The sequence below is a fragment of the Enterobacter sp. KBR-315C3_2022 genome (genome assembly GCF_041399425.1).
In the GTDB taxonomy this organism is placed as follows: domain Bacteria; phylum Pseudomonadota; class Gammaproteobacteria; order Enterobacterales; family Enterobacteriaceae; genus Enterobacter.
The window spans coordinates 115,829-140,225 of record NZ_JBGKEB010000005.1 but is presented as its reverse complement, the minus strand read 5'-3'; the positions used below and the strand labels follow the sequence as shown (position 1 = coordinate 140,225).

Annotated in this window: 21 protein-coding genes; 15 read left to right on the top strand and 6 right to left on the bottom strand. The window is 57.6% G+C overall.

What is annotated here, in order from left to right; all coding sequences use genetic code 11:
- Nucleotides 1–6: 6 nt before the first annotated feature.
- The 12 genes from amiB (at nucleotide 7) to rlmB (ending at nucleotide 13,797) form a co-directional block, all read left to right on the top strand.
- A complete protein-coding gene (gene amiB / locus AB8804_RS07645; protein WP_371184822.1) occupies nucleotides 7–1,350 on the top strand; it encodes an N-acetylmuramoyl-L-alanine amidase AmiB in 1,344 nt (447 codons plus the stop codon).
- 9 nt (nucleotides 1,351–1,359) lie between these two features.
- Entirely contained in the window at nucleotides 1,360–3,204 is a 1,845-nt protein-coding gene (gene mutL / locus AB8804_RS07640) for a DNA mismatch repair endonuclease MutL (RefSeq protein ID WP_371184820.1), read from the top strand.
- Entirely contained in the window at nucleotides 3,197–4,147 is a 951-nt protein-coding gene (miaA, locus tag AB8804_RS07635; RefSeq protein WP_371184818.1) for a tRNA (adenosine(37)-N6)-dimethylallyltransferase MiaA, read from the top strand. The genes mutL and miaA overlap by 8 nt, the downstream gene beginning before the upstream one ends.
- A gap of 84 nt (nucleotides 4,148–4,231) precedes the next feature.
- Entirely contained in the window at nucleotides 4,232–4,543 is a 312-nt protein-coding gene (gene hfq, locus AB8804_RS07630) for an RNA chaperone Hfq (RefSeq protein ID WP_003855990.1), read from the top strand.
- A 74-nt stretch (nucleotides 4,544–4,617) separates the two neighbouring features.
- A complete protein-coding gene (gene hflX, locus AB8804_RS07625; RefSeq protein ID WP_371184815.1) occupies nucleotides 4,618–5,898 on the top strand; it encodes a ribosome rescue GTPase HflX in 1,281 nt (426 codons plus the stop codon).
- A gap of 55 nt (nucleotides 5,899–5,953) precedes the next feature.
- Nucleotides 5,954–7,213, top strand: coding sequence for an FtsH protease activity modulator HflK (gene hflK, locus AB8804_RS07620; protein WP_371184813.1), 1,260 nt, complete (start codon nucleotides 5,954–5,956; stop codon nucleotides 7,211–7,213).
- 2 nt (nucleotides 7,214–7,215) lie between these two features.
- Nucleotides 7,216–8,220: a protease modulator HflC gene (gene hflC, locus AB8804_RS07615; RefSeq protein ID WP_112012001.1), complete on the top strand. Its 1,005-nt coding sequence runs from the start codon at nucleotides 7,216–7,218 to the stop codon at nucleotides 8,218–8,220.
- 71 nt (nucleotides 8,221–8,291) lie between these two features.
- Nucleotides 8,292–8,489: a DUF2065 domain-containing protein gene (locus tag AB8804_RS07610; RefSeq protein ID WP_371184810.1), complete on the top strand. Its 198-nt coding sequence runs from the start codon at nucleotides 8,292–8,294 to the stop codon at nucleotides 8,487–8,489.
- A gap of 103 nt (nucleotides 8,490–8,592) precedes the next feature.
- Entirely contained in the window at nucleotides 8,593–9,891 is a 1,299-nt protein-coding gene (locus tag AB8804_RS07605) for an adenylosuccinate synthase (RefSeq protein ID WP_040077496.1), read from the top strand.
- Nucleotides 9,892–10,083: 192 nt separating this feature from the next.
- Nucleotides 10,084–10,509 carry a nitric oxide-sensing transcriptional repressor NsrR gene (gene nsrR / locus AB8804_RS07600; protein ID WP_112012003.1) on the top strand — a complete coding sequence of 142 codons (426 nt, stop codon included), beginning with the start codon at nucleotides 10,084–10,086 and terminating at the stop codon, nucleotides 10,507–10,509.
- Nucleotides 10,510–10,547: 38 nt separating this feature from the next.
- Nucleotides 10,548–13,001, top strand: a complete 2,454-nt coding sequence (gene rnr / locus AB8804_RS07595; RefSeq protein ID WP_371184807.1) for a ribonuclease R — start codon at nucleotides 10,548–10,550, stop codon at nucleotides 12,999–13,001.
- A gap of 64 nt (nucleotides 13,002–13,065) precedes the next feature.
- The gene (rlmB, locus tag AB8804_RS07590) at nucleotides 13,066–13,797 is read left to right on the top strand and encodes a 23S rRNA (guanosine(2251)-2'-O)-methyltransferase RlmB (RefSeq protein WP_058840431.1); all 732 of its coding nucleotides are present in this window, start codon (nucleotides 13,066–13,068) and stop codon (nucleotides 13,795–13,797) included.
- An 82-nt stretch (nucleotides 13,798–13,879) separates the two neighbouring features.
- Here the strand turns inward: rlmB and AB8804_RS07585 are convergent, their stop codons facing one another.
- Entirely contained in the window at nucleotides 13,880–15,169 is a 1,290-nt protein-coding gene (locus AB8804_RS07585) for an MFS transporter (RefSeq protein WP_371184805.1), read from the bottom strand.
- 193 nt (nucleotides 15,170–15,362) lie between these two features.
- Here AB8804_RS07585 and AB8804_RS07580 point away from each other — a divergent pair, with 193 nt between their 5' ends.
- Nucleotides 15,363–16,985 (top strand): isovaleryl-CoA dehydrogenase, encoded by a 1,623-nt coding sequence (locus tag AB8804_RS07580; RefSeq protein WP_371184803.1) that lies wholly within the window; start codon nucleotides 15,363–15,365, stop codon nucleotides 16,983–16,985.
- On the opposite strand, the gene AB8804_RS07575 is transcribed toward AB8804_RS07580, so the two are convergent.
- The 3 genes from AB8804_RS07575 to bsmA all read right to left on the bottom strand — a co-directional run bounded on the left by AB8804_RS07575 (nucleotide 16,982) and on the right by bsmA (nucleotide 19,838).
- The gene (locus tag AB8804_RS07575) at nucleotides 16,982–18,913 is read right to left on the bottom strand and encodes a methyl-accepting chemotaxis protein (RefSeq protein WP_371184801.1); all 1,932 of its coding nucleotides are present in this window, start codon (nucleotides 18,911–18,913) and stop codon (nucleotides 16,982–16,984) included. The two genes, AB8804_RS07580 and AB8804_RS07575, sit on opposite strands and share 4 nt — an antisense overlap.
- 171 nt (nucleotides 18,914–19,084) lie before the next feature.
- Nucleotides 19,085–19,360, bottom strand: a complete 276-nt coding sequence (yjfN, locus tag AB8804_RS07570) for a DUF1471 family protease activator YjfN (RefSeq protein WP_146745780.1) — start codon at nucleotides 19,358–19,360, stop codon at nucleotides 19,085–19,087.
- 148 nt (nucleotides 19,361–19,508) lie between these two features.
- Nucleotides 19,509–19,838 carry a biofilm peroxide resistance protein BsmA gene (gene bsmA, locus AB8804_RS07565; protein WP_371184799.1) on the bottom strand — a complete coding sequence of 110 codons (330 nt, stop codon included), beginning with the start codon at nucleotides 19,836–19,838 and terminating at the stop codon, nucleotides 19,509–19,511.
- Between the two features lie 137 nt (nucleotides 19,839–19,975).
- Here bsmA and yjfP point away from each other — a divergent pair, with 137 nt between their 5' ends.
- Nucleotides 19,976–20,698 (top strand): esterase, encoded by a 723-nt coding sequence (gene yjfP, locus AB8804_RS07560; protein WP_371184797.1) that lies wholly within the window; start codon nucleotides 19,976–19,978, stop codon nucleotides 20,696–20,698.
- On the opposite strand, the gene ulaR is transcribed toward yjfP, so the two are convergent.
- A complete protein-coding gene (gene ulaR / locus AB8804_RS07555) occupies nucleotides 20,695–21,450 on the bottom strand; it encodes an HTH-type transcriptional regulator UlaR (protein ID WP_371184795.1) in 756 nt (251 codons plus the stop codon). The two genes, yjfP and ulaR, sit on opposite strands and share 4 nt — an antisense overlap.
- Before the next feature lie 110 nt (nucleotides 21,451–21,560).
- A complete protein-coding gene (gene ulaG, locus AB8804_RS07550) occupies nucleotides 21,561–22,625 on the bottom strand; it encodes an L-ascorbate 6-phosphate lactonase (protein ID WP_371184793.1) in 1,065 nt (354 codons plus the stop codon).
- A gap of 360 nt (nucleotides 22,626–22,985) precedes the next feature.
- Between ulaG and ulaA the strand changes: the two genes are divergently transcribed.
- Complete coding sequence (ulaA, locus tag AB8804_RS07545) at nucleotides 22,986–24,386, top strand: PTS ascorbate transporter subunit IIC (RefSeq protein WP_371184791.1); 1,401 nt, start codon at nucleotides 22,986–22,988, stop codon at nucleotides 24,384–24,386.
- Nucleotides 24,387–24,397 lie beyond the last annotated feature (11 nt).

Sequence of the window (24,397 nt, the reverse complement as noted above, 5' to 3'; positions counted from 1 at the left end):
AACGGAATGATTAGTCGCGTTAAAGGTTGGTTGTTGGCTGCAACGGTGCTGCTGAGCGCGCACGCCGGGGCGGCAAATCTTTCCGATATTCAGGTCTCGAACGGTGACAGCCAGGCCCGGATCACCTTCAGCTTTATGGGCGACCCTGAATATGCGTTCTCACAAATCGACGGCCGCAGCGTGGCGCTCGATATCAAACAGACCGGCGTGATCCAGGGATTGCCGCTGCAGTTCAGCGGCAACAACCTGGTGAAAAGCATTCGCTCGGGCACGCCGCAGGACAGCCAGTCGTTGCGCCTGGTGGTCGATTTGACCGAAAAGGGGAAAACGAAGGCGGTTAAGCAGAAGAAGGGCGCGAACTATACGGTCGTCTTTACCATTAACGCTGACGTACCGCCGCCGCCTCCACCGCCGCCCGCGCCGGTTGTCGCGAAGCGCGTGGAGCAGCCCGTCTATACGCCGCGCGCGACGGAGCCCGCGCGCAACCCGTTTAAAGCGCAAAACGATCGCCTGACCGTTGCCACCAGCAGCAATACGGTAACGCGTTCCGCGGCCAGCGCACGGCGTGCGGTCAGCGGTGATAAAGTCATTATTGCCATTGATGCCGGCCACGGCGGGCAAGATCCGGGGGCTATCGGCCCGGGCGGCACGCGCGAGAAAAACGTCACGATTGCCATTGCCCGCAAGCTGCGCGCGCTGCTGAATAACGATCCGATGTTTAAAGGCGTGATGACCCGCGACGGCGACTATTTTATCTCGGTGATGGGACGCTCCGACGTGGCGCGCAAGCAGAATGCCAACTTCCTCGTGTCCATTCACGCGGATGCGGCACCAAACCGCAGCGCGACGGGCGCCTCGGTCTGGGTGCTCTCGAACCGTCGCGCAAACAGCGAAATGGCAAACTGGCTGGAAGAGCACGAGAAACAGTCTGAACTGTTAGGCGGGGCGGGCGACGTGCTGGCCAACAGCCAGGCCGATCCGTACCTCAGCCAGGCGGTGCTTGATTTACAGTTCGGTCATTCACAGCGCGTCGGGTATGATGTGGCCACTAACGTACTCAACCAGTTACAGAGCATCGGGTCGCTGCACAAGCGTCGGCCGGAACATGCCAGCCTCGGCGTGCTGCGCTCGCCGGATATTCCGTCGATTCTGGTCGAGACGGGCTTTATCAGCAACAACGGCGAAGAGCGCCTGTTGGGCAGCGACAGCTACCAGCAGCAAATTGCCGAAGCGATTTATAACGGTCTGCGCAAATACTTTGACGCGCACCCGCTGCAGTCCGCGCCGCCGGGCGGAGCAGGCCAGGTGGCCAACGCTTCGCTGCCGGGTGAGATGACCGCAACCAACTAAGGAGACGTCATGCCGATTCAGGTTCTACCGCCGCAGCTCGCGAACCAGATCGCCGCCGGTGAAGTGGTGGAACGCCCTGCATCGGTCGTGAAGGAGCTGGTTGAAAACAGCCTCGATGCGGGCGCAACCCGCATCGACATTGATATTGAACGCGGCGGGGCGAAGCTAATCCGCATTCGCGACAACGGCTGCGGCATCAAAAAAGACGAGCTGGCCCTCGCGCTGGCGCGCCACGCCACCAGCAAAATTACCTCGCTCGACGATCTGGAAGCGATTATCAGCCTCGGTTTTCGCGGCGAAGCGCTGGCCAGCATCAGCTCCGTTTCTCGCTTAATCCTCACGTCACGCACCGCTGAACAGCAGGAAGCCTGGCAGGCGTACGCCGAAGGGCGCGATATGGACGTGACGGTCAAGCCTGCGGCGCATCCGGTAGGGACGACGCTGGAAGTGCTGGATCTGTTTTACAACACCCCCGCCCGGCGCAAGTTTATGCGTACCGAAAAGACCGAATTCGGACATATCGACGAGATCATTCGCCGCATCGCGCTGGCGCGCTTTGACGTCACCATTAACCTCAGCCATAACGGCAAGGTGATGCGCCAGTACCGCGCGGTGGCGCAAGGCGGACAGAAGGAGCGCCGTCTGGGCGCAATCTGCGGGACGCCGTTCCTCGAGCAGGCGCTGGCGATCGAGTGGCAGCACGGCGATCTGGCCCTGCGCGGCTGGGTAGCCGATCCGAAGGTCAGCAGCGCGGCGTTTGCCGAGATCCAGTATTGCTACGTGAACGGGCGCATGATGCGAGACCGCCTGATTAACCACGCCATCCGTCAGGCCTGTGAAGACAAGCTGGGTGCCGACCAGCAGCCCGCGTTTGTGCTCTATCTGGAAATTGATCCACATCAGGTGGACGTCAACGTGCATCCCGCCAAGCATGAGGTGCGCTTTCATCAGTCTCGCCTGGTGCATGATTTTATTTACCAGGCCGTGGTCAGCGTTTTACAGCAGCAGGCGGAGCCCGCGCTGCCGCTGGAGCGTGAAGAAACCGCGCCTCGTTCGCTGCCGGAAAATCGCGTGGCGGCAGGGCGCAACCATTTTGCCGAACCTGCCGCGGCGCGCGAACCGGCTGCTGCGCGCTTTGCCTCCGCGGGTAGCGCGCCGCGCCCAACCGGCGCAAACTATCCGAACGCTCAGGCGGGGTATCAAAAGCAGCAGGGCGCGCTTTACCGCAAGCTGCTGGATACGCCGGCCGTCGAGCGTAAAGAGCACGTAGAGGTGCCCGCGCCAACGCTGGAAGGGCACAGCCAGAGCTTTGGGCGCGTGCTGACGATCGTCGCACCCGACATGGCGCTGCTGGAGCGCGCGGGCAAAATATGCTTGTTGGCGCTGCCCGTCGCGGAGCGCTGGCTCAAGCAGGCGCAGCTGACGCCCGGACAAAATGTGGCCTGCGCGCAGCCGCTGCTGATCCCCGTGCGCTTGAAGATATCTCCTGAAGAAATAGGGGTTTTGCAGCGCTCGCAGGCAAAACTGGCCGAAATGGGCATCGAAATCGTCCTGGAAGCGCAGCATGTGACGATTCGCGCAGTGCCTTTACCCTTACGCCAACAAAATTTACAAAACTTGATTCCTGAACTGATAGGCTACCTGGCGCAGCAAACGTCGTTTGATGCCGCCAATACCGCGCAGTGGATCGCCCGCCATCTGGCAAGCGAACACAGCCCGTGGAGCATGGCGCAGGCGATTACCGTGCTGGCTGAGGTGGAACGCCTTTGCCCGCAGCTGGTGAAATCGCCGCCGGGTGGATTATTACAACCTGTTGATTTGAAAATGGCGATGACCGCCCTGAAAGATGAGTGATGTGAGCAAGGCGAGCCTGCCTAAGGCGATTTTTTTAATGGGCCCAACGGCCTCCGGCAAAACGGCGTTAGCCATTGAGCTACGTAAAGTTTTGCCAGTAGAGTTGATTAGCGTCGATTCTGCCCTCATTTACAGGGGGATGGACATCGGTACGGCAAAGCCAGACGCAGAGGAACTGCGCGCGGCACCGCACCGTTTGCTGGACATTCTCGATCCGGCCCAGGCTTACTCCGCAGCGGATTTTCGCCGCGACGCGTTAGCCGAGATGGCCGAGATCACCGCGGCTGGACGTATTCCGCTGCTGGTGGGAGGTACCATGCTCTACTTTAAGGCGCTGCTGGAGGGGTTATCGCCCTTGCCATCGGCGGACCCGGAAGTGAGAGCTAAAATTGAACAGCAGGCGGCAGAGCAGGGTTGGGACGTATTGCACGCGCAGCTGGCAGAGATTGATCCGGTTGCCGCAGCACGGATTCATCCAAATGATCCGCAAAGGCTTTCCCGGGCACTGGAAGTTTTTTTCATTTCGGGTAAAACTTTAACGGAACTGACGCAAACGTCAGGAGACGCTCTGCCGTATCAGGTGCATCAGTTCGCTATCGCCCCGGCGAGCCGTGAACTGCTGCATCAGCGAATTGAGCAGCGTTTTCATCAGATGTTGGCTTCAGATTTTGAAGCAGAAGTGCGGGCGCTCTTTGCCCGTGGAGATTTGCATACGGACATGCCTTCCATTCGTTGTGTGGGATATCGCCAGATGTGGTCGTATCTTGAAGGTGAAATTTCATACGATGAAATGGTTTATCGAGGTGTTTGCGCCACGAGGCAGTTAGCGAAGCGCCAGATAACCTGGTTACGCGGTTGGGAGGGGGTGCACTGGTTAGACAGTGAGAAACCACAACAGGCGCTTAACGAAGTCATTCAGGTTATTGGTGATATCGCTCACTGAATGTGTACAATTGAACCGTATCGTGCGCAATTTTCAGAATCGCAAGGTTCTAAGTAGAAAACAATCATATAAGGAAAAGATAGAATGGCTAAGGGGCAATCTTTACAAGATCCGTTCCTGAACGCATTGCGTCGGGAACGTGTTCCAGTTTCTATTTATTTGGTGAATGGTATTAAGCTGCAAGGTCAAATTGAGTCTTTCGATCAGTTCGTGATCCTGTTGAAAAACACGGTCAGTCAGATGGTCTATAAGCACGCGATCTCTACTGTTGTTCCGTCTCGTCCGGTATCTCATCACAGCAATAACGCTGGCGGCGGCACTGGCAGTAACTACCATCATGGCAGCAACGCGCAGGGTTCTTCAACGCCAGCGCAGGACAGCGAAGAGACCGAATAAGGTCTTGGGCTGTTATCCACACGGGGAGCCAGGGATCCTGCGTTCCCCGCTGATCTTTTTAGAGGGTTATACGCTTGTTTGACCGTTATGATACCGGTGAGCAGGCGGTGCTGGTACACATCTATTTTTCGCAAGACAAAGATATGGAAGACCTCCAGGAGTTTGAAGCTCTGGTCTCTTCCGCCGGTGTCGAAGCAATGCAGGTGATTACCGGTAGCCGTAAAGCGCCGCACCCAAAGTATTTTGTTGGTGAAGGTAAAGCAGTTGAAATTGCGGATGCCGTAAAAGCAACCGGCGCCTCCGTCGTGTTGTTTGACCATGCGCTGTCTCCGGCTCAGGAACGTAACCTGGAAGCCCTTTGCGAATGCCGTGTTATCGATCGCACTGGCTTAATTTTAGATATTTTTGCTCAGCGTGCGCGCACCCACGAAGGGAAGCTGCAGGTTGAGCTGGCGCAGCTGCGCCATCTGGCGACGCGCCTTGTGCGCGGCTGGACCCACCTTGAAAGACAAAAGGGCGGGATCGGTTTGCGCGGTCCGGGTGAAACCCAGCTCGAAACCGACCGTCGTTTATTACGTGGCCGTATTACCCAGATCCTCTCACGTCTGGAAAGAGTTGAAAAACAGCGTGAGCAGGGACGTCGTTCGCGAACGAAAGCCGACATCCCAACGGTGTCGCTGGTGGGGTATACCAACGCCGGTAAATCCACCCTGTTTAACCAGATTACCGAAGCCCAGGTGTATGCCGCAGACCAGCTGTTTGCGACCCTGGACCCAACGCTGCGTCGCATCGACGTTGCTGACGTCGGTGAAACGGTGCTGGCGGATACCGTAGGGTTTATCCGCCATCTGCCGCACGATCTGGTGGCGGCGTTTAAAGCTACCCTGCAGGAGACGCGTCAGGCGACGCTGCTGCTGCACGTGATAGATGCAGCGGACGTGCGCGTGCAGGAGAACATCGACGCGGTAAACGTGGTGCTGGAAGAGATCGACGCCCACGAAATCCCAACGCTGTTGGTGATGAATAAAATCGATATGCTGGACGATTTTGAACCGCGTATCGAACGGGATGAAGAGAACAAACCGATTCGGGTCTGGCTTTCCGCCCAGACCGGTATTGGTGTGCCACTGCTTTTCCAGGCTTTGACAGAACGTCTTTCCGGTGAGGTAGCCCAGCACACGCTGCGCCTGCCGCCACAGGAAGGCAGGCTGCGCAGCCGGTTTTATCAGCTTCAGGCGATAGAAAAAGAGTGGATGGAGGATGACGGCAGCGTGGGGATGCAGGTGCGTATGCCGATCGTTGACTGGCGTCGCCTCTGTAAACAAGAACCTGCGCTGGCGGACTATATCGTCTGATCAGAAAGGGTAAGCCTGAAAATTCGCCCTTGCATAACAAATATGGAGCATATACATGGCGTGGAATCAGCCCGGTAATAACGGACAAGACCGCGACCCGTGGGGAAGCAGCAATAATCAAGGCGGCAACTCTGGGGGAAATGGCAACAAAGGTGGTCGCGAGAAGGGGCCACCGGATCTGGATGATATCTTCCGCAAGCTCAGCAAAAAGCTGGGTGGCCTTGGCGGAGGTAACGGGTCTGGCTCAGGTGGTAATTCCACCCAGAGTCCTCGCCCGCCAATGGGTGGCCGCGTGGTGGGCATTGTCGCCGCTGCGGTCGTTATCATCTGGGCAGCCAGCGGGTTCTACACCATTAAAGAAGCAGAGCGCGGCGTGGTGACTCGTTTCGGTAAGTTCAGCCATCTGGTTGAGCCGGGCCTGAACTGGAAACCGACGTTTATTGACGACGTCACCGCGGTCAACGTGGAGTCCGTTCGTGAGCTGGCGGCGTCCGGCGTGATGCTGACTTCTGACGAAAACGTCGTGCGCGTAGAGATGAACGTGCAGTACCGCGTGACCGATCCTGAGCGCTATCTGTTTAGCGTGACCAGCGCAGACGACAGCCTGCGTCAGGCAACCGACAGCGCCCTGCGCGGCGTGATCGGCAAATACACCATGGACCGTATCCTGACTGAAGGTCGTACCGTTATTCGTAGCGATACCCAGCGCGAGCTGGAAGAGACCATTCGTCCGTACAACATGGGTATTACCCTGCTGGACGTTAACTTCCAGGCCGCGCGTCCGCCGGAAGAGGTGAAAGCCGCGTTTGATGATGCTATTGCCGCGCGTGAAAACGAACAGCAGTACATCCGTGAAGCAGAAGCCTACACCAACGAAGTTCAGCCGCGTGCGAACGGTCAGGCGCAGCGTATTCTTGAAGAAGCGCGCGCGTATAAGACCCAGACCATTCTGGAAGCACAGGGTGAAGTGGCTCGCTTTGCGAAAATCCTGCCGGAGTATAAAGCCGCGCCGGAAATTACCCGTGAGCGTCTCTACATCGAGACCATGGAAAAAGTGCTGAGCCACACGCGTAAAGTGCTGGTCAACGACAGCAAAGGCGGAAACCTGATGGTTCTGCCGCTGGATCAGATGCTGAAAGGCGGTTCTGCACCGGCCGCGAAAGACACCAGCGGTGCGAACAACCTGCTGCGTCTGCCGCCAGCCTCAAAGGGCAGCTCCAGCGCGAACACAACGCCTTCTACGAACGATGGTGACATTATGGACCAACGCCGTGCTAACGCGCAGCGTAACGACTACCAGCGTCAGGGGGAATAAGGATGCGTAAGTCAGTTATTGCGATCATCATCATCGTACTGGTTGTACTTTATACCTCTATCTTTGTGGTGAAAGAGGGTGAGCGCGGGATCAAGTTCCAGTTCAGCAGCGTCGTGCGCGATGGCGACAAAAAGCCGCTGATCTACGAGCCAGGCCTGCACTTCAAGGTGCCGTTCATTCAGTCTGTCAAAACCCTCGACGCCCGTATCCAGACCATGGATAACCAGGCCGATCGTTTTGTCACCAAAGAGAAAAAAGACCTGATCGTTGATTCCTACATCAAATGGCGTATCAGTGACTTCAGCCGTTACTTCCTGGCAACGGGCGGCGGCGACGTTTCTCAGGCCGAAGTCCTGCTGAAGCGTAAGTTCTCTGACCGTCTGCGTTCTGAAATTGGTCGCCTGGACGTGAAAGACATCGTCACCGACTCCCGCGGTCGTCTGACCCTGGAAGTGCGCGATGCGCTGAACTCCGGTTCTGCGGGCACCGAGGACGAAGTAGAAACGCCAGCGGCGGACGATGCGATCGCCAAGGCCGCAGAGCGCGTTCAGGCTGAAACCAACGGTAACGTACCGGTGATCAACCCGAACAGTATGGCTGCGCTGGGTATCGAAGTGGTCGACGTGCGTATCAAGCAGATCAACCTGCCTGCCGAAGTGTCCGAGGCGATCTACAACCGTATGCGCGCCGAGCGTGAAGCGGTAGCCCGTCGTCACCGTTCACAGGGTCAGGAAGAGGCTGAGAAGCTGCGTGCGGCAGCGGACTATGAAGTGACCAAGACGCTGGCAGAATCTGAGCGTCAGGGCCGAATCCTGCGCGGTGAAGGTGATGCGGAAGCGGCGAAGCTGTTCGCTGATGCCTTCAGCCAGGATCCCGACTTCTACGCCTTTATCCGTAGCCTGCGTGCTTACGAGAATAGCTTCCAGAGCAACCAGGACGTAATGGTGCTCAGCCCGGACAGCGATTTCTTCCGTTATATGAAGACGCCGGCTAACGCAACGCGATAAACTCAGGCTCGTTTGAGTATTCAAACCACCGCTCTCAACGGAGCGGTGGTTTTCTTTTATGAGGAATAAAAATGAATTCAACGATCTGGCTCGCACTGGCTCTGGTTTTGGTGCTGGAAGGCCTTGGGCCGATGCTTTACCCGCGCGCCTGGCGTCGTATGATCGCGACCATGAGCGGACTTCCGGATAATATTTTGCGCCGATTTGGCGGTGGTCTTGTGGTTGCCGGTATCGTGATCTACTACATGTTGAGGAAAACGATTGGCTGATCAAAAAGTAGTCGTATTTGGCATATTTTAGGGTCAAAAAGTGCTGTATATCTGAAAAAGCGATGGTAGAATCCATTTTTAAGCAATCGGTGATTTTGAAAAAATGGGTAACAACGTCGTCGTACTGGGCACCCAATGGGGTGACGAAGGTAAAGGGAAGATTGTCGATCTTCTGACTGAACGGGCTAAATATGTTGTACGCTACCAGGGCGGTCACAACGCAGGCCATACTCTCGTAATCAACGGTGAAAAAACCGTCCTCCATCTTATTCCATCAGGCATTCTTCGCGATAACGTGACCAGCATCATCGGTAACGGCGTTGTGCTGTCTCCGGCAGCGCTGATGAAAGAGATGAAAGGCCTGGAAGACCGTGGTATCCCGGTTCGCGAGCGTCTGCTGCTCTCCGAAGCCTGCCCGCTGATCCTCGACTATCACGTAGCGCTGGACGTTGCGCGTGAAAAAGCACGCGGTGCGAAAGCGATCGGTACAACCGGCCGCGGCATCGGCCCTGCTTACGAAGACAAAGTTGCACGTCGCGGCCTGCGCGTTGGCGACCTCTTCGACAAAGCCACCTTCGCTGAAAAACTGAAAGAAGTGATGGAATATCACAACTTCCAGCTGGTGAATTTCTACAAAGCTGACGCCGTTGACTACCAGAAAGTGCTGGATGACGTCATGGCGATTGCCGATATTCTCACCGGTATGGTTGTTGATGTGTCTGACCTGCTGGACCAGGCGCGCAAGCGTGGCGATTTCGTCATGTTCGAAGGCGCGCAGGGTACGCTGCTGGACATCGACCACGGTACCTATCCGTACGTAACCTCCTCTAACACCACCGCGGGTGGCGTGGCGACCGGCTCTGGCCTGGGTCCGCGCTATGTGGACTACGTTCTGGGCATCATCAAGGCTTACTCCACGCGCGTGGGTGCGGGTCCATTCCCGACCGAGCTGTTTGATGAAACCGGCGAGTTCCTCTGCAAGCAGGGTAACGAGTTTGGCGCGACCACCGGTCGTCGTCGTCGTACCGGCTGGCTGGATGCGGTTGCCGTACGTCGTGCGGTGCAGATCAACTCCCTGTCTGGCTTCTGCCTGACCAAGCTGGACGTGCTGGACGGCCTGAAAGAAGTGAAAATCTGCGTAGGCTACCGTATGCCGGACGGCCGCGAAGTGACCACCACTCCGCTGGCTGCTGACGACTGGGAAGGCATCGAGCCAATCTACGAAACCATGCCGGGCTGGTCTGAAACCACCTTCGGCGTGAAAGAGCGTAGCGGCCTGCCGCAGGCGGCGCTGGACTACATCAAGCGTATTGAAGAACTGACCGAAGTGCCGATCGATATTATCTCTACCGGCCCTGACCGTTCTGAAACCATGATTCTGCGCGATCCGTTCGACGCTTAATCATCGTGACTGCTGGCCTGCGGGGAGACCCGTAGGCCGGATAAGCGTAGCGCCATCCGGCGACCGCTCCTGGATATCCGCTTTTTCGCCCCGTCTGTCAAATAAATTAGCCGCTAACTATCTGGCTGGTTTATCATCATTAATGAATGTCTCTGCGGTTTTACCGCGTTTTCCCTTTTTCCTGAGGTTGATGTGCAGTTAACGAGTTTCACCGATTACGGCTTACGCGCCCTGATTTATATGGCGTCGTTACCCGATGGGAAAATGACCAGTATCTCTGAGGTGACAGAGGTCTACGGTGTGTCCCGTAATCATATGGTCAAAATAATCAATCAACTTAGTCGTGCCGGATACGTTGCTGCCGTCCGCGGGAAGAATGGGGGAATTCGCCTGGGTAAACCGGCGCAGAGTATTCGCGTTGGGGACGTGGTACGCGAACTGGAACCGCTGTCTTTGGTGAACTGCAGCAGCGAGTTCTGCCACATCACCCCCGCCTGTCGTCTGAAACAGGCGCTTTCTCAGGCCGTGCAAAGTTTTCTCAAGGAACTGGATAACTACACGCTGGCCGATTTGGTTGAAGAGAATCAACCACTTTATAAATTATTGCTGGTGGAATGAAGAAGATTTCCACCGGAGCTGACAACGGAGGAACCGACATGTCACATGATCCTTTCCAGGAACGCGAAGCCGAAAAATACGCGAATCCTATCCCCAGCCGCGAGTTCATCATTGAACACTTAACCAAACGCGAAAAACCCGCCAATCGTGAAGAACTTGCCGCTGAATTAAACATTGAAGGTGAAGAGCAAATTGAAGCCCTTCGCCGCCGCCTGCGCGCGATGGAGCGCGACGGGCAGCTGGTCTTTACCCGCCGCCAGTGCTATGCGCTGCCGGAACGCCTCGACCTGCTCAAAGGTACCGTCATTGGCCACCGCGACGGCTTTGGCTTCCTGCGCGTCGAGGGCCGCAAAGACGACCTGTACCTCTCATCCGAACAGATGAAGATGTGTATCCATGGCGATCAGATCCTGGCGCAGCCGCTGGGTGCAGATCGCAAAGGCCGCCGTGAAGCGCGCGTGGTGCGCGTGCTGGTGCCAAAAACCAGCCAGATTGTCGGCCGCTACTTTACCGATGCGGGCGTGGGCTTTGTGGTGCCGGACGATAGCCGTCTGAGCTTCGACATCCTCATCCCGCCTGAAGAGGTGATGGGCGCGCGCATGGGCTTTGTGGTGGTGGTTGAACTCACCCAGCGCCCAACCCGCCGCACCAAGGCCGTCGGTAAAATCGTCGAAGTGCTCGGCGATAACATGGGCACGACGATGGCCGTGGATATGGCGCTGCGCACCCACGAAATCCCGTACGTCTGGCCGAAGGCGGTTGAAGATCAGATCGAAAGCCTGCGTGAAGAAGTGCCGGAAGAGTCCAAGGTTGGCCGCGTGGATCTGCGCTCCCTGCCGCTGGTCACCATTGATGGTGAAGACGCCCGCGACTTTGATGACGCCGTCTACTGCGAGAAAAAGCGCGGCGGCGGCTGGCGCCTGTGGGTCGCCATCGCGGACGTGAGCTACTACGTTCGCCCGAACACGCCGCTGGATAACGAAGCGCGCAGCCGCGGCACGTCGGTCTACTTCCCGTCTCAGGTTGTGCCGATGCTGCCGGAAGTGCTTTCCAACGGCCTGTGCTCCCTGAACCCGCAGGTTGACCGCCTGTGCATGGTCTGCGAAATGACCATCTCCACCAAAGGGCGCCTGACGGGCTACAAATTCTACGAAGCGGTGATGAGCTCGCACGCGCGCCTGACCTACACCAAGGTCTGGCATATGCTGCAGGGCGACCAGGAGCTGCGCGAGCAGTATGCGCCGCTGGTTAAGCACATCGAAGAGCTGCATAACCTCTATAAAACGCTGGATCAGGCGCGCGAAGAGCGCGGCGGGATCTCGTTCGAAAGCGAAGAGGCGAAGTTTATCTTCAACGCCGAGCGCCGCATTGAGCGCATCGAGCAGACCCAGCGTAACGACGCGCACAAGCTGATTGAAGAGTGCATGATCCTCGCAAACATCTCGGCGGCGCGCTTCGTTGAGAAAGCCAAAGAGCCTGCGCTGTTCCGTATTCACGATAAGCCAACAACGGAAGCCATCACGTCGTTCCGCTCCGTGCTGGCCGAGCTCGGTCTGGAACTGCCAGGCGGCAGCAAGCCGGAGCCTCGCGATTACGCCGAGCTGCTGGAATCCATCAGCGATCGTCCTGACGCGGAAATGCTGCAAACCATGCTGCTGCGCTCCATGAAGCAGGCGATTTACGATCCGGAAAACCGCGGCCACTTTGGCCTGGCGCTGCAGTCTTACGCCCACTTTACCTCGCCGATCCGCCGTTACCCGGATCTCTCCCTGCACCGCGCGATCAAGTATCTGCTGGCGCAGGAGCAGGGCCACAAGGGGAACACCACCGAAACCGGCGGCTATCACTATTCGATGGAAGAGATGCTCCAGCTCGGTCAGCACTGTTCGATGGCCGAACGCCGTGCCGATGAGGCGACGCGTGACGTGGCAGACTGGCTGAAGTGCGACTTTATGCTGGATCAGGTCGGCAACGTCTTTAAGGGCGTGATTGCCAGCGTGACCGGCTTTGGCTTCTTCGTGCGTCTGGACGAGCTGTTCATCGACGGCCTGGTGCACGTTTCCAGCCTCGATAACGACTACTACCGCTTTGACCAGGTGGGCCAGCGCCTGATTGGCGAATCCGGTGGGCAGACCTACCGCCTGGGCGACCGCGTGGAAGTGAAGGTCGAAGCCGTGAATATGGACGACCGCAAGATCGACTTCAGCCTGATCTCCAGCGAGCGCGCGCCGCGTAACGTCGGCAAAACCGAGCGTGAGAGAGCGAAAAAAGGCGGTAACGGCAACGGTAATGGTAAATCCGGTGGAAAACGCCGTCAGGCGGGCAAGAAGGTAAACTTCGAGCCGGACAGCGCGTTCCGCGGTGAAAAGAAGAAAAAGCCGAAGGCCGAAAAGAAAGAGGCCCGCTCGGCGAAAAAACCTTCCGCCAAAACGCAGAAAATAGCCGCGGCCACCAAAGCAAAACGCGCAGCGAAGAAACAGCAGGCGGAGTAAAATACCCCTCACCCTGACCCTCTCCCTGGCGGGAGAGGGAAAATGCATATTATGAGAACCATCAATGAGTGAAATGATTTACGGCATCCACGCGGTGCAGGCCCTGCTGGAGCGCGCACCGGAGCGTTTTCAGGAAGTGTTTATTCTGAAAGGGCGTGAAGACAAGCGTCTGATGCCGCTGATCCACGCGCTGGAAGCGCAGGGCGTGGTGATCCAGCTGGCGAACCGCCAGTTTCTGGACGAGAAAAGCGAAGGTGCGGTGCACCAGGGCATTATTGCCCGCGTGAAGCCGGGCCGCCAGTATCAGGAAAACGATCTGCCGGATCTGATCGCCGAGCTGGATAACCCGTTCTTCCTGATCCTTGACGGCGTGACCGATCCGCACAACCTCGGCGCGTGCCTGCGCAGCGCCGACGCGGCGGGCGTCCATGCGGTGATCGTGCCGAAAGATCGCTCCGCGCAGCTGAACGCAACGGCCAAGAAAGTGGCCTGCGGCGCGGCGGAAAACGTTCCGCTGATCCGCGTGACCAACCTGGCGCGCACCATGCGCCTGCTGCAGGAAGAGAACATCTGGATCGTCGGCACTGCCGGTGAAGCGGATCATACGCTGTACCAGAGCAAAATGACCGGCCGCCTGGCGCTGGTGATGGGTGCGGAAGGTGAAGGCATGCGTCGCCTGACGCGCGAGCACTGCGACGAGCTGATTAGCATCCCGATGGCGGGCAGCGTGTCGTCCCTGAACGTCTCCGTTGCGACGGGCATCTGCCTGTTTGAAGCGGTGCGCCAGCGTAGTTGATTTTCGCCCGGTGGCGCTTCGCTTACCGTGCCTACGGTTTTGTAGGCCGGGTAAGGCGAAGCCGCCACCCGGCAAAACAACCTCACTCCTCTAACGACCGCAAATGGTCATCCTTCCTGAGCGTCATCAGCGCCACGATACTCACCACCGCCGTCGCCATCACGTAATAGGCCGGAATATCCAGGTTCCCCGTCTCTTTAATCAGCCCGGTAATGAACAGACCCGCGCAGCCCGAGAAGATCGCGTTCGACAGAGAATAGGCCAGGCCAAGCCCGGTATAGCGCACCCGCGTCGGGAACATCTCTGAGAGCATGGCAGGCCCCGGCCCCGCCAGCATGCCCACCAGGCCACCCGCAATCAGCACCACGAGCGCCTTCACCGCCAGCGTGCTGGACTCCGCCTGCAGCACTTTCAGCAGCGGCAGGGCGAGAACCAGCAGCAGCACGGTGGCGACGATCATCACCGTGCGGCGGCCTATTTTGTCGCTGAGCATGCCCGACGGAATAATGGTGAGCGCAAATCCGATGTTCGAAATCACCGCAATCAGCAGCGCCTGGTTAAACCCGGTATGCAGCGCCGACTGCAGGTAGGTTGGCATGATCACCAGATAGGTATATCCCGCCGCAGACCACACCATCACGCGGCCAATGCCCATCGCGATCGCGCTGAGCGTGGCCGCGGTCGTGGCCTGAGCGGCGACCGGCTTTTCCTGCTGGAGCACAAAGCTTGGCGTCTCCTCCATGCTGACCCGCAACCACAGCGCCACCGCCCCCATCGGCAGCGCCATGAAAAACGGGATGCGCCAGCCCCAGTCGTGCAGCGCGTCCGGCGTGAGCAGGGCGGAGAGCAGCGCCACAATGCCTGCGCCTGCCAACAGCCCCAGCGCCACGGTAAAGGACTGCCACGCGCCGTACAGGCCGCGCCTGCCGCGCGGGGCGAACTCCGTCATCAGCGAAACCGCGCCGCCGTATTCCCCGCCGGCGAAAAGCCCCTGCAGGATGCGCAGCAGCGTGATAATCAGCGGCGCGGCAATACCAATGCTGGCGTAAACCGGCACCACCCCGATGGCCGCGGTGGCCAGCGTCATCAGCACCAGCACGATAATCAGCGTCGGCTTGCGGCCAATTCTGTCGCCGATGCGGCCAAACACCACCGCGCCCAGCGGGCGGAAAAAGAAGGCAATTGCGAACGAGGCGTAGGTGAGGATCAGGCTCGTCAGGCCAGACTCCCCTTCAAGCTGGAAGAAATTTTTCGCAATCACGGTTGCCAGAAAACCGTAGACCGCAAACTCATACCACTCGATAAAGTTCCCAATGGAGCCGGCAATTAACGCGCGCTTGTGCGCGTCCGGCGCACGGTGTGATGGTTGCATGGCGTGCCTCGCAGAAGAGAGTAAGAATAAATTATTCAACATAAATGACAGCGTGAAATAGTTTATTCTTATGTTATGTGAGCTATTTCACGATTGATTTCAGCGAGATTGCCATGGTGTGACCGTACTCCCATGCAGCGTGAATCCCCCCTGTCCATACTTATCTTCATTGCCATTGAAGGAGGGAGACAGCATGCACTGGCAGACACACACCGTTTTTAATCAACCCGCGCCGCTTTCTAATAGCAATCTTTTCCTCTCCGACTGCGCCCTGCACGACGCGATTGCCCGGGAAGGGGCTGAGTGGGACAGGGAGCTGCTGGCCAGCATCGGCCAGCAGCTGGGCACCGCGGAGTCGCTGGAGCTTGGCAGGCTGGCGAACGTCAACCCACCGGAGCTGCTGCGCTATGACGCGACGGGTGAACGGCTGGACGACGTGCGTTTTCATCCGGCGTGGCACCTGCTGATGCAGGGGCTTTGCGCGAACCGGGTGCACAACCTGCCGTGGGAGGAGGAGGCGCGCAGGGGATCGTTTGTCGCCAGAGCCGCGCGCTTCGTGCTGCATGCTCAGGTTGAGGCGGGCACGCTCTGCCCCATCACCATGACCTTCGCCGCCACGCCGCTGCTTTTGCAGTCGCTGCCTAAACCGTTCCACGGCTGGCTGACGCCGCTTCTTAGCGACCGCTACGACCCGCACTTTGCCCCCGGCGGGCAGAAGCGCGGCCTGCTTATCGGCATGGGGATGACGGAAAAGCAGGGCGGATCCGACGTGCTGAGCAACACCACCAAAGCGGAAAAAACCGCTGACGGCAGCTATCGGCTGGTGGGGCACAAATGGTTTTTCTCGGTACCGCAAAGCGATGCGCATCTCGTGCTGGCGCAGGCGAAAGGCGGCCTCTCCTGCTTTTTTGTGCCGCGCTTTTTACCCGACGGGCAGCGCAACGCGGTGCGGCTGGAGCGGCTGAAGGACAAGCTCGGCAACCGCTCAAACGCCAGCAGCGAAGCCGAGTTTCTGGACGCCTCCGGCTGGCTGCTGGGGGAAGAGGGCGAAGGCGTGCGGCAAATCCTCAAAATGGGCGGGCTGACGCGCTTTGACTGCGCGCTCGGCAGCCACGGGCTTATGCGCCGGGCGCTCTCCGTGGCGCTGTATCACGCCCACCAGCGGCAAACGTTCGGCAAGAACCTGATCGACCAGCCGCTGATGCGCGAGGTGCTCAGCCGGATGGCGCTAATGATGGAGGGGCAAACCGCGCTGCTGTTCCGTCTTGCCCGGGCGTGGGACAGGCGGGACGACGCCCGGGAGGCCGCGTGGGCCAGGCTGTTTACGCCGGTGGCGAAATACGGCGTGTGCAAGGCGGGTATCCCCTTTGTCGCCGAGGCGATGGAGGTGCTGGGGGGAATCGGCTACTGCGAGGAGAGCGAGCTTCCGCGCCTGTACCGCGAAATGCCGGTCAACAGCATCTGGGAAGGGTCGGGAAACATCATGTGCCTGGACGTGCTGCGCGTGCTGGCGAAGCAGCCGGGCATTCTCGAACTGCTTGCCGAAGATTTCGCGCAGGTGAAGGGGCAGGATCGGCACTTCGACCGTAGCTGGCGGCAGCTGCAGCAAAAGCTGCGCAAGCCGCAGGAGGCGCAGGGCCGGGAGATCGCCCAGCAGCTGTTTTTGCTGGGCGCGGGAAGCCAGATGCTGCGGCACGCATCGCCGCCGGTGGCGCAGGCGTGGTGCCGCATGATGCTCGATACCCGCGGCGGTACGCTGCTGAGCACGCAGGTGCAAAACGATCTGCTGCTGCGCGCCACGGGCGGCGTGGGTTAGCCCTTCAGCTGGAAAAGGCTCACCAGCTGGGTGAGGTGCGAGCCTTTCTCACGCAGGGTTTGCGCGGTTTGCTCGCTGCGCGATACGCGGTCGGCGTTGATATGCGACGCTTCGCCGATGTGCGCCATCGCGAGATTTACCTGGCCGATCCCCGCGGACTGTTCGCGCGAGGCGTGGTTAATCTCCGTAACCAGCTGGCTGATGTTGTCGATGTGAACGATGATGTCGTCCATCGCCAGGCGCGTTTGCTCGGAGAGGGCATGACCCTCGCTGACCTTATTGAGCGTGTCGCCAATCAGCTGTTCAATCTCTTTAACCGCATTGGCGCTGCGTGCCGCCAGGGCGCGAACTTCCTGCGCCACCACGGCGAAGCCCTTGCCGTGCTCGCCCGCCCGCGCCGCTTCTACCGCGGCGTTGAGCGCCAGGATGTTGGTCTGGAAGGCGATAGACTCAATCACGCGGGTGATATCTTCGATGCGTTTAGAGGCGTCGCGAATGTCGTCCATCGTGGCGACGGCGTGCGTAACCGTCTTGCCGCCCTGGTGCACCGCGCGCGAGGTTTCGCCGACCAGCACCTGGGTTTGCTCCATGTTCGCCGCGTTCTGCTGCACGGTCGCGGAGAGTTGCTCCATGCTGGCGGACGTCTCCTCGACGCTGCTGGCCTGCTTGTTGATCTGCTCCGAGATCTCCCCGCTGGCGGAGGCCAGCGCGCGGGTGCCGGTATGAATATCGCCCGCCGCCTCGCGGACCTGCAGCACGATTTTTTGCAGCCCTTCGCCGATGCCGTTGATCGCCGCGACCAGCTGACCCACCTCGTCCTCGCGCTCCACGGGCAGGTTGGCCCGCAGATCGCCTTCGGCATACCGGCGGGCGAGATGAATAACCTTTTGCAGCGGGCGCGTCAGCATCCGTCGAATAATCACGACGAACAGGCCCGCAAACAGGGCGGATAACACCGCGCCAGCCAGCAGGAAGCGATCGCGCAGGGCGTTCACGTTTGCGAGCAGCACCGATTTATCCACTTCTCCCACGATGGTCCAGTTCCAGCCCGGAAGCGGGGTGTAGGCCATCTTTAGCGTGCGGCCGTCCTCGCTTGTTCGCTCAAGCGTGCCGGAAGTGTCGCTCAGAAGCCGCTGCTGCGTTGCCGCATCCCACTCCGGCAGCTTGCCCTCTTCGCTGGCGTGGAACAGGTATTGCCCGCGCGTTTTCCCGTTGCCGCGATCCAGCACAAAGAAATGACCGCTCTCGCCGAGGCGGCGGCTAAGGATCTTCTCCCGCATCACGTTCCAGGAGTGGGTGATATCTACCCCGACGAAGATAATGCCGATGATCTGCCCGTCGCGATTTTTAACCGGCTGGTACTGGGTGATGTAGCGTTTGCCAAACAGCAGCGCCAGGCCGCGATACACGTCGCCTTTGTTCATGGCGCTGTATGCCGGGCTGGCGGTGTCTAAAACGGTCCCCATTGCCCTGTCGCCATTCTCTTTGCGCAGCGACGTTGCCACCCGGACAAAATCATTGCCGCTGCGCACGAACAGCGTAGAGATCGCCCCCGTTCGGCTCAGAAAGTCGTCGGAAAGCGCGTTGTTTTCGTGCAGCTCGGTTTCGCCGCCCTTCAGCAGCGGAACGTCTATCCCGCTAATGGCTTTGCGCTGGCTGGCATCGACGGTGAGGGGCTGAGGTAAAAACGTGGTGAACAGGCGGGTATAGCTTTCAACCTCTTCGCTCAGGCTGGTATTGAACATTTCAACCATGTCGACCATGCCGCTGGACTGGTTATGCAGATCTTCAACCGCGAGGGTTTCAAGCTGCTGGCTGGCCTTCTGGCTGAGCAGCAGGGTGAAAAGCAGGAAAAGAATAGCGACGCTTGCGCCGGTCAGCAGCGAGAGCTTTGCGCCTAGGCCCGCGCGGCGAAAAAAAGTGATCATAAATTGCTCATTATTGAAAAGGGATGGCTCTTCAACGGCAGGGCGGGGATAACATTTATCTGCTTAATGTAACTAAATGTTACATGTCTGTTTTGGAAGGGTTTATAGGCTGGTGGATATGTTACGGAAATCAAAAAGCCACTATAAATCCGTGGCTTTTATCGTGATGCCTTAGGCATAGAGAATGGCCTGTACCCGCCAGCGATCGTCATGGTTATCCTCCTGCATCTGAATGATGCGATACCAGGATGCACCCTGCTCATCCGCTTTTAATGCCACTACGCGTTCTACGTCCTGCGGGCTCCCCGAAATGTTATTCACGGAGATCTGACCGATTTCGTTAAGGCCAGTCACGCAGTCAGCGCTGGCAAATTCCGCCGACTGTGCGGTTGTGCTCACCAGGCCAGCTGAGAGCAAGAGAGTGGTCAAAGCAAGAGTTCGTTTCATCGTCAGCTCCATTTCACATTTCTCCGGTATCCGCCGGGCAATCCTTCGCAAATAAACTCACTTCCATCAGCGTGGGCATGGAGTTTATTGTGGACAGGAAAATGTCTATGGACGCAAAGCAGTGTAAATGTCGTTCAAATCATGACCGTTATTTGCGGTACAAAATGGCTTGTGAATACCACTGTCCCGTAATGATGGTTTCATCGACCATGACGATGACGTAATAATCTGCTTTTGCTGCGACGGCCTGTGCTTTAATTGCCTCTTCTGCGTCGTCCGGAGAACCCCGAACCATCGCGGAGACAGATCCGATCCGCTGTAGCCCTTCCGTCTGATTACGACGAATTTCCTGCGGACGATCGGTGGCCGGTGGCGCAGGCTGCGGTGTTCCCTGAAGAACCTGACAGCCACTGAGCACAGAGACAAGCATAAAAGCGGCAAACCTACGCATAACCATATCTCTTTTCCTGATAGCCATAGTGTAGTTGTCTGTGAATTTAGTTTTGGGGGAATGTTCCCGAAGTGTTATCTGGGGCGTGTATTTCGAATGAAAATAGCGTGAAACCGTAACCCAGTTCTCAACATTATGAATCATCCATTAACAGAGGATAGACAATGATTGAACTCGAAACGCGACGCCTCGGCAATCATGACATTTTGCATGCATTCCCGGCGGGAAAACGTGAGCAGCCGCTGCCCGCGGTGCTTTTCTATCATGGATTTACCTCTTCAAAGCTGGTCTATAGCTATTTTGCCGTTGCGCTGGCGCAGGCCGGTTTTCGCGTGGTGATGCCGGATGCGCCCGATCATGGCGCCCGGTTTGCGGGCAATGAACGGGCCCGGCTGGGGCAGTTCTGGCAAATTCTTTACGGTAGCCTGACCGAGTTTAGCGGGCTGCGCGACGCGCTTTATGAGGCCGGGCTGGTGGCGGATAACCGTCTGGCCGTGGCGGGGGCGTCGATGGGCGGCATGACGGCGCTGGGTATTATGACGCGCCACCCTGAGGTGAAATCCGTGGCCTGCCTGATGGGGTCGGGCTATTTTACCTCGCTGTCAAAAACGCTATTTCCGCCTCAGGAACCGGAAGGCATTGAGCCGCGGCTTGCGGAATGGGACGTTGAGAACGCGTTGCCAGCGCTGGCCGACCGCCCGCTTTTTCTGTGGCACGGTGAAGAGGATGACGTTGTACCGGCAGGGGAAACGCTCCGGCTGCAGCAGGCGCTGCAACGTGCAGGTCTGGATAGCAATCTCACCTGCTTATGGGAAGCGGGCGTACGCCACCGCATTACGCCCGCGGCGCTGGATGCCACGGTAGCGTTTTTTCGCCAGCACCTCTAAACGCGCAATACCGTGACGCCCTGACTTTCGAGCTTCTGCAGGATCTCAGGGTTCGCTTTTTTACCGGTAATGACCATGTTGATCTGCTCTGCCCGGCTGAACAGCATGCCGGCGCGCTCGCCCACCTTGCTGCTGTCGACCAGCACCACGAGCTTGCCCACAACGTTCAGCATGTTCTGTTCCGCCATCGCGGTGAGCATATCGGTTTTGTACAGTCCATCCGTAGTCAGCCCCTTGCCGCTGGTAAACATCCAGTGCCCGGCATAAAGCGTGTTTTCGCTGTCCTGAGGACTAAGGGTGATCGAGTGGCTCTTGTTGTACTGGCCGCCCATGATCACCACGCTCTCATGTTCCTGATCGATAAGGTAGTTCGCCAGCGGCAGGTAGTTAGTGATGATTTGCACCGGCTTGCCGCACATTTCCCGCCCCAGCAGAAAGGCCGTTGAGCCGCAGTTGATCACCACGCTTTCACCGGGGTTCACCAGCTGCGATGCGGCGCGGGCGATGCGGACTTTCTCATCGTGGTTCTGCGCCTGATGGATGTTCATCGGCGTCCAGCGCGGGCGCTGCTGGCTGATGGCTTCCGCCCCGTTGCGGACTTTTTTGAGCTTGCCGCTTTCGTCCAGCTTGTTGATATCCCGCCGCGCCGTCGCTGGGGAAATTCCTAAGCGTTCTATTACCTTCTCAACGGTGACAAACCCTGTCTGCGCCAGGAGTTCCAGTAAAATTTGATGCCGTTGCGCTTCCGTCATGAGCTATTCCGATAAGAATTGATTTGAAAAGATAATATTTGAAATAGCATGAAATTACTAAGATAAATATGTCATCGCCAGGCGGGGTGCCTGGCGAGTGAGCATAACGATTAGAGGAATGACTTGAACGGCAGGTCTGGTTCAATGGTGAAGCAATCATCGAAGCCGCGCGGATAGTGATACTCGAAGTTATCTTTATCCAGAGGCCAGGTGAACTTACCGCCAACCTGCCAGATAAACGGCTTGAAGCCATACTTCAGGCGGTCTTTCTTCATCTCCCACAGCACGCGGATCTCCTGCGGATCGGCCTGGAAGTTTGACCAGATATCATGGTGGAACGGGATCACCACCTTGGTGTTCAGCGCTTCAGCCATGCGCAGCATATCCGCGCTGGTCATTTTGTCCGTAATACCGCGCGGGTTCTCGCCGTAGGAGCCCAGCGCCACGTCGATCTGATGTTCGTTACCGTGCTTCGCATAGTAGTTCGAGTAGTGTGAATCACCGCTGTGATACAGGGAACCGCCCGGCGTTTTGAACAGATAGTTCACCGCGCGCTCGTCCATACCGTCCGGCAGCACGCCCGCGGCTTTTTGATCGGCCGGCAGGGTAATGAGCGCGGTACGGTCAAATGCATCCAGCGCGTGGATCTCAATGTCTTTGATTTTCACCACGTCGCCCGGCTTCATTACGATGCAGCGCTCTTTCGGTACGCCCCAGCCGATCCACAGATCCACGCAGGTTTGCGGCCCAATGAACGGCACCGTGTCAGGGCAGTTTTGCATGACCGCAGCCGCGACGTTTACGTCGATGTGATCGTTATGATCGTGCGTCGACAGCACGGCATCAATCTGACGAATGGCAAACGGATCGAGCACGAATGGCGTAGTGCGCAGGTTTGGCTGCAGCTTCTCAACCCCCGCCATGCGCTGCATCTGATGTCCTTTTTTCATCAGCGGATTGCCGTGGCTCTGTTTACCGGTGCCGCACCAGAAGTCGACGCAAATATTGGCTCCGCCTTCTGATTTCAACCAGATGCCGGTGCAGCCCAGCCACCACATAGCGAAAGTGCCTGGCGCGACTTTTTCCTGCTCAATTTCTTCGTTCAGCCAGCTACCCCATTCCGGGAAAGTGCTCAGAATCCATGACTCACGGGTGATGGTGTTCACTTTACTCATCGTTTTGACTCCTGGTTTTAATCAAAAGTAATCATTTGGTGATTTGTTGTGATTAATGCTGGCACTCTTTTGATTGCTTTGCAATGGCTAAATAGCGGAATTTTAGTCGTCTCATGTCACGGTTGCATGAGGGAAACTGTGTTAATGCATTCGGTGTTATTGATTAACTATATGAATTACATCATGTAATTGGCGTGGTTTTGTTGTGATTGAAAATCATTATTAACGGCAGGGAAATAAATTGCGTGATGCGTCACAAATAATCATATTTAATCTTGTGGTGATTATTTGTGATTAATAGAGTGATGACACCAACCGCACGGGGAGTGCACCTCGTGTCATCATTTTCTGGAGAGAGTTATGGAGATCCTCTACAACGTCTTTACCGTGTTCTTTAATCAGGTAATGACCAATGCCCCACTGTTACTGGGCATCGTGACGTGTCTGGGCTACATCCTTCTGCGTAAAAGCGTCAGCGTCATTATCAAAGGCACCATCAAAACCATCATTGGCTTTATGCTGCTTCAGGCCGGGTCGGGCATTCTGACCAGCACGTTCAAGCCCGTCGTCTCCAAAATGTCCGAAGTGTATGGCATCAACGGCGCAATCTCTGACACCTACGCCTCCATGATGGCGACCATCGATCGCATGGGCGATGCCTACAGCTGGGTGGGCTATGCGGTCCTGCTGGCGCTGGCGCTGAATATCATTTATGTGCTCCTGCGCCGCATTACCGGCATTCGCACCATCATGCTGACCGGCCACATTATGTTCCAGCAGGCGGGGCTGATTGCGGTTTCCCTCTATATCTTCGGCTACTCAATGTGGACGACGATTATCTTCACCGCGGTGATGGTGTCGCTCTACTGGGGCATTACCTCCAACATGATGTATAAGCCGACCCAGGAAGTGACCGACGGTTGCGGTTTCTCCATCGGCCACCAGCAGCAGTTCGCGGCCTGGATTGCCTATAAGGTCGCGCCTTACCTCGGGAAAAAAGAGGAGAGCGTTGAAGATCTTAAGATGCCGGGCTGGCTGAATATCTTCCACGACAACATCGTCTCCACAGCGATTGTGATGACCATCTTCTTTGGCGCCATCCTTCTCTCCTTCGGCATTGACGTTGTGCAGGCGATGGCGGGTAAAACGCACTGGACGATCTACATCCTGCAGACCGGTTTCTCCTTCGCGGTGGCGATCTTTATCATCACCCAGGGCGTGCGCATGTTCGTGGCTGAGTTGTCTGAAGCCTTCAACGGCATCTCCCAGCGCCTGATCCCTGGCGCAGTGCTGGCGATTGACTGCGCGGCAATCTATAGCTTTGCGCCAAACGCCGTGGTCTGGGGCTTTATGTGGGGCACCATCGGCCAGCTGATTGCGGTGGGCATTCTGGTGGGCTGCGGTTCTTCCATCCTGATTATTCCCGGCTTTATCCCGATGTTCTTCTCTAACGCCACCATCGGCGTCTTTGCTAACCACTTCGGCGGCTGGCGCGCGGCGCTCAAAATCTGCCTCGTTATGGGCATGATTGAAATCTTCGGCTGCGTGTGGGCGGTCAAGCTCACCGGCATGAGCGCCTGGATGGGCATGGCGGACTGGTCAATTCTGGCACCGCCAATGATGCAGGGCTTTGTCTCCATCGGCGCCATCTTTATGGCCGTCATCATCCTGATATCACTGATTTATATGTTCTTCGCGGGCCGTTCGCTGCGCGCTGAAGAAGATGCGGAAAAACAAACAGCAGAAGTTTCTGCTCATTAAGGAGTTTCGAT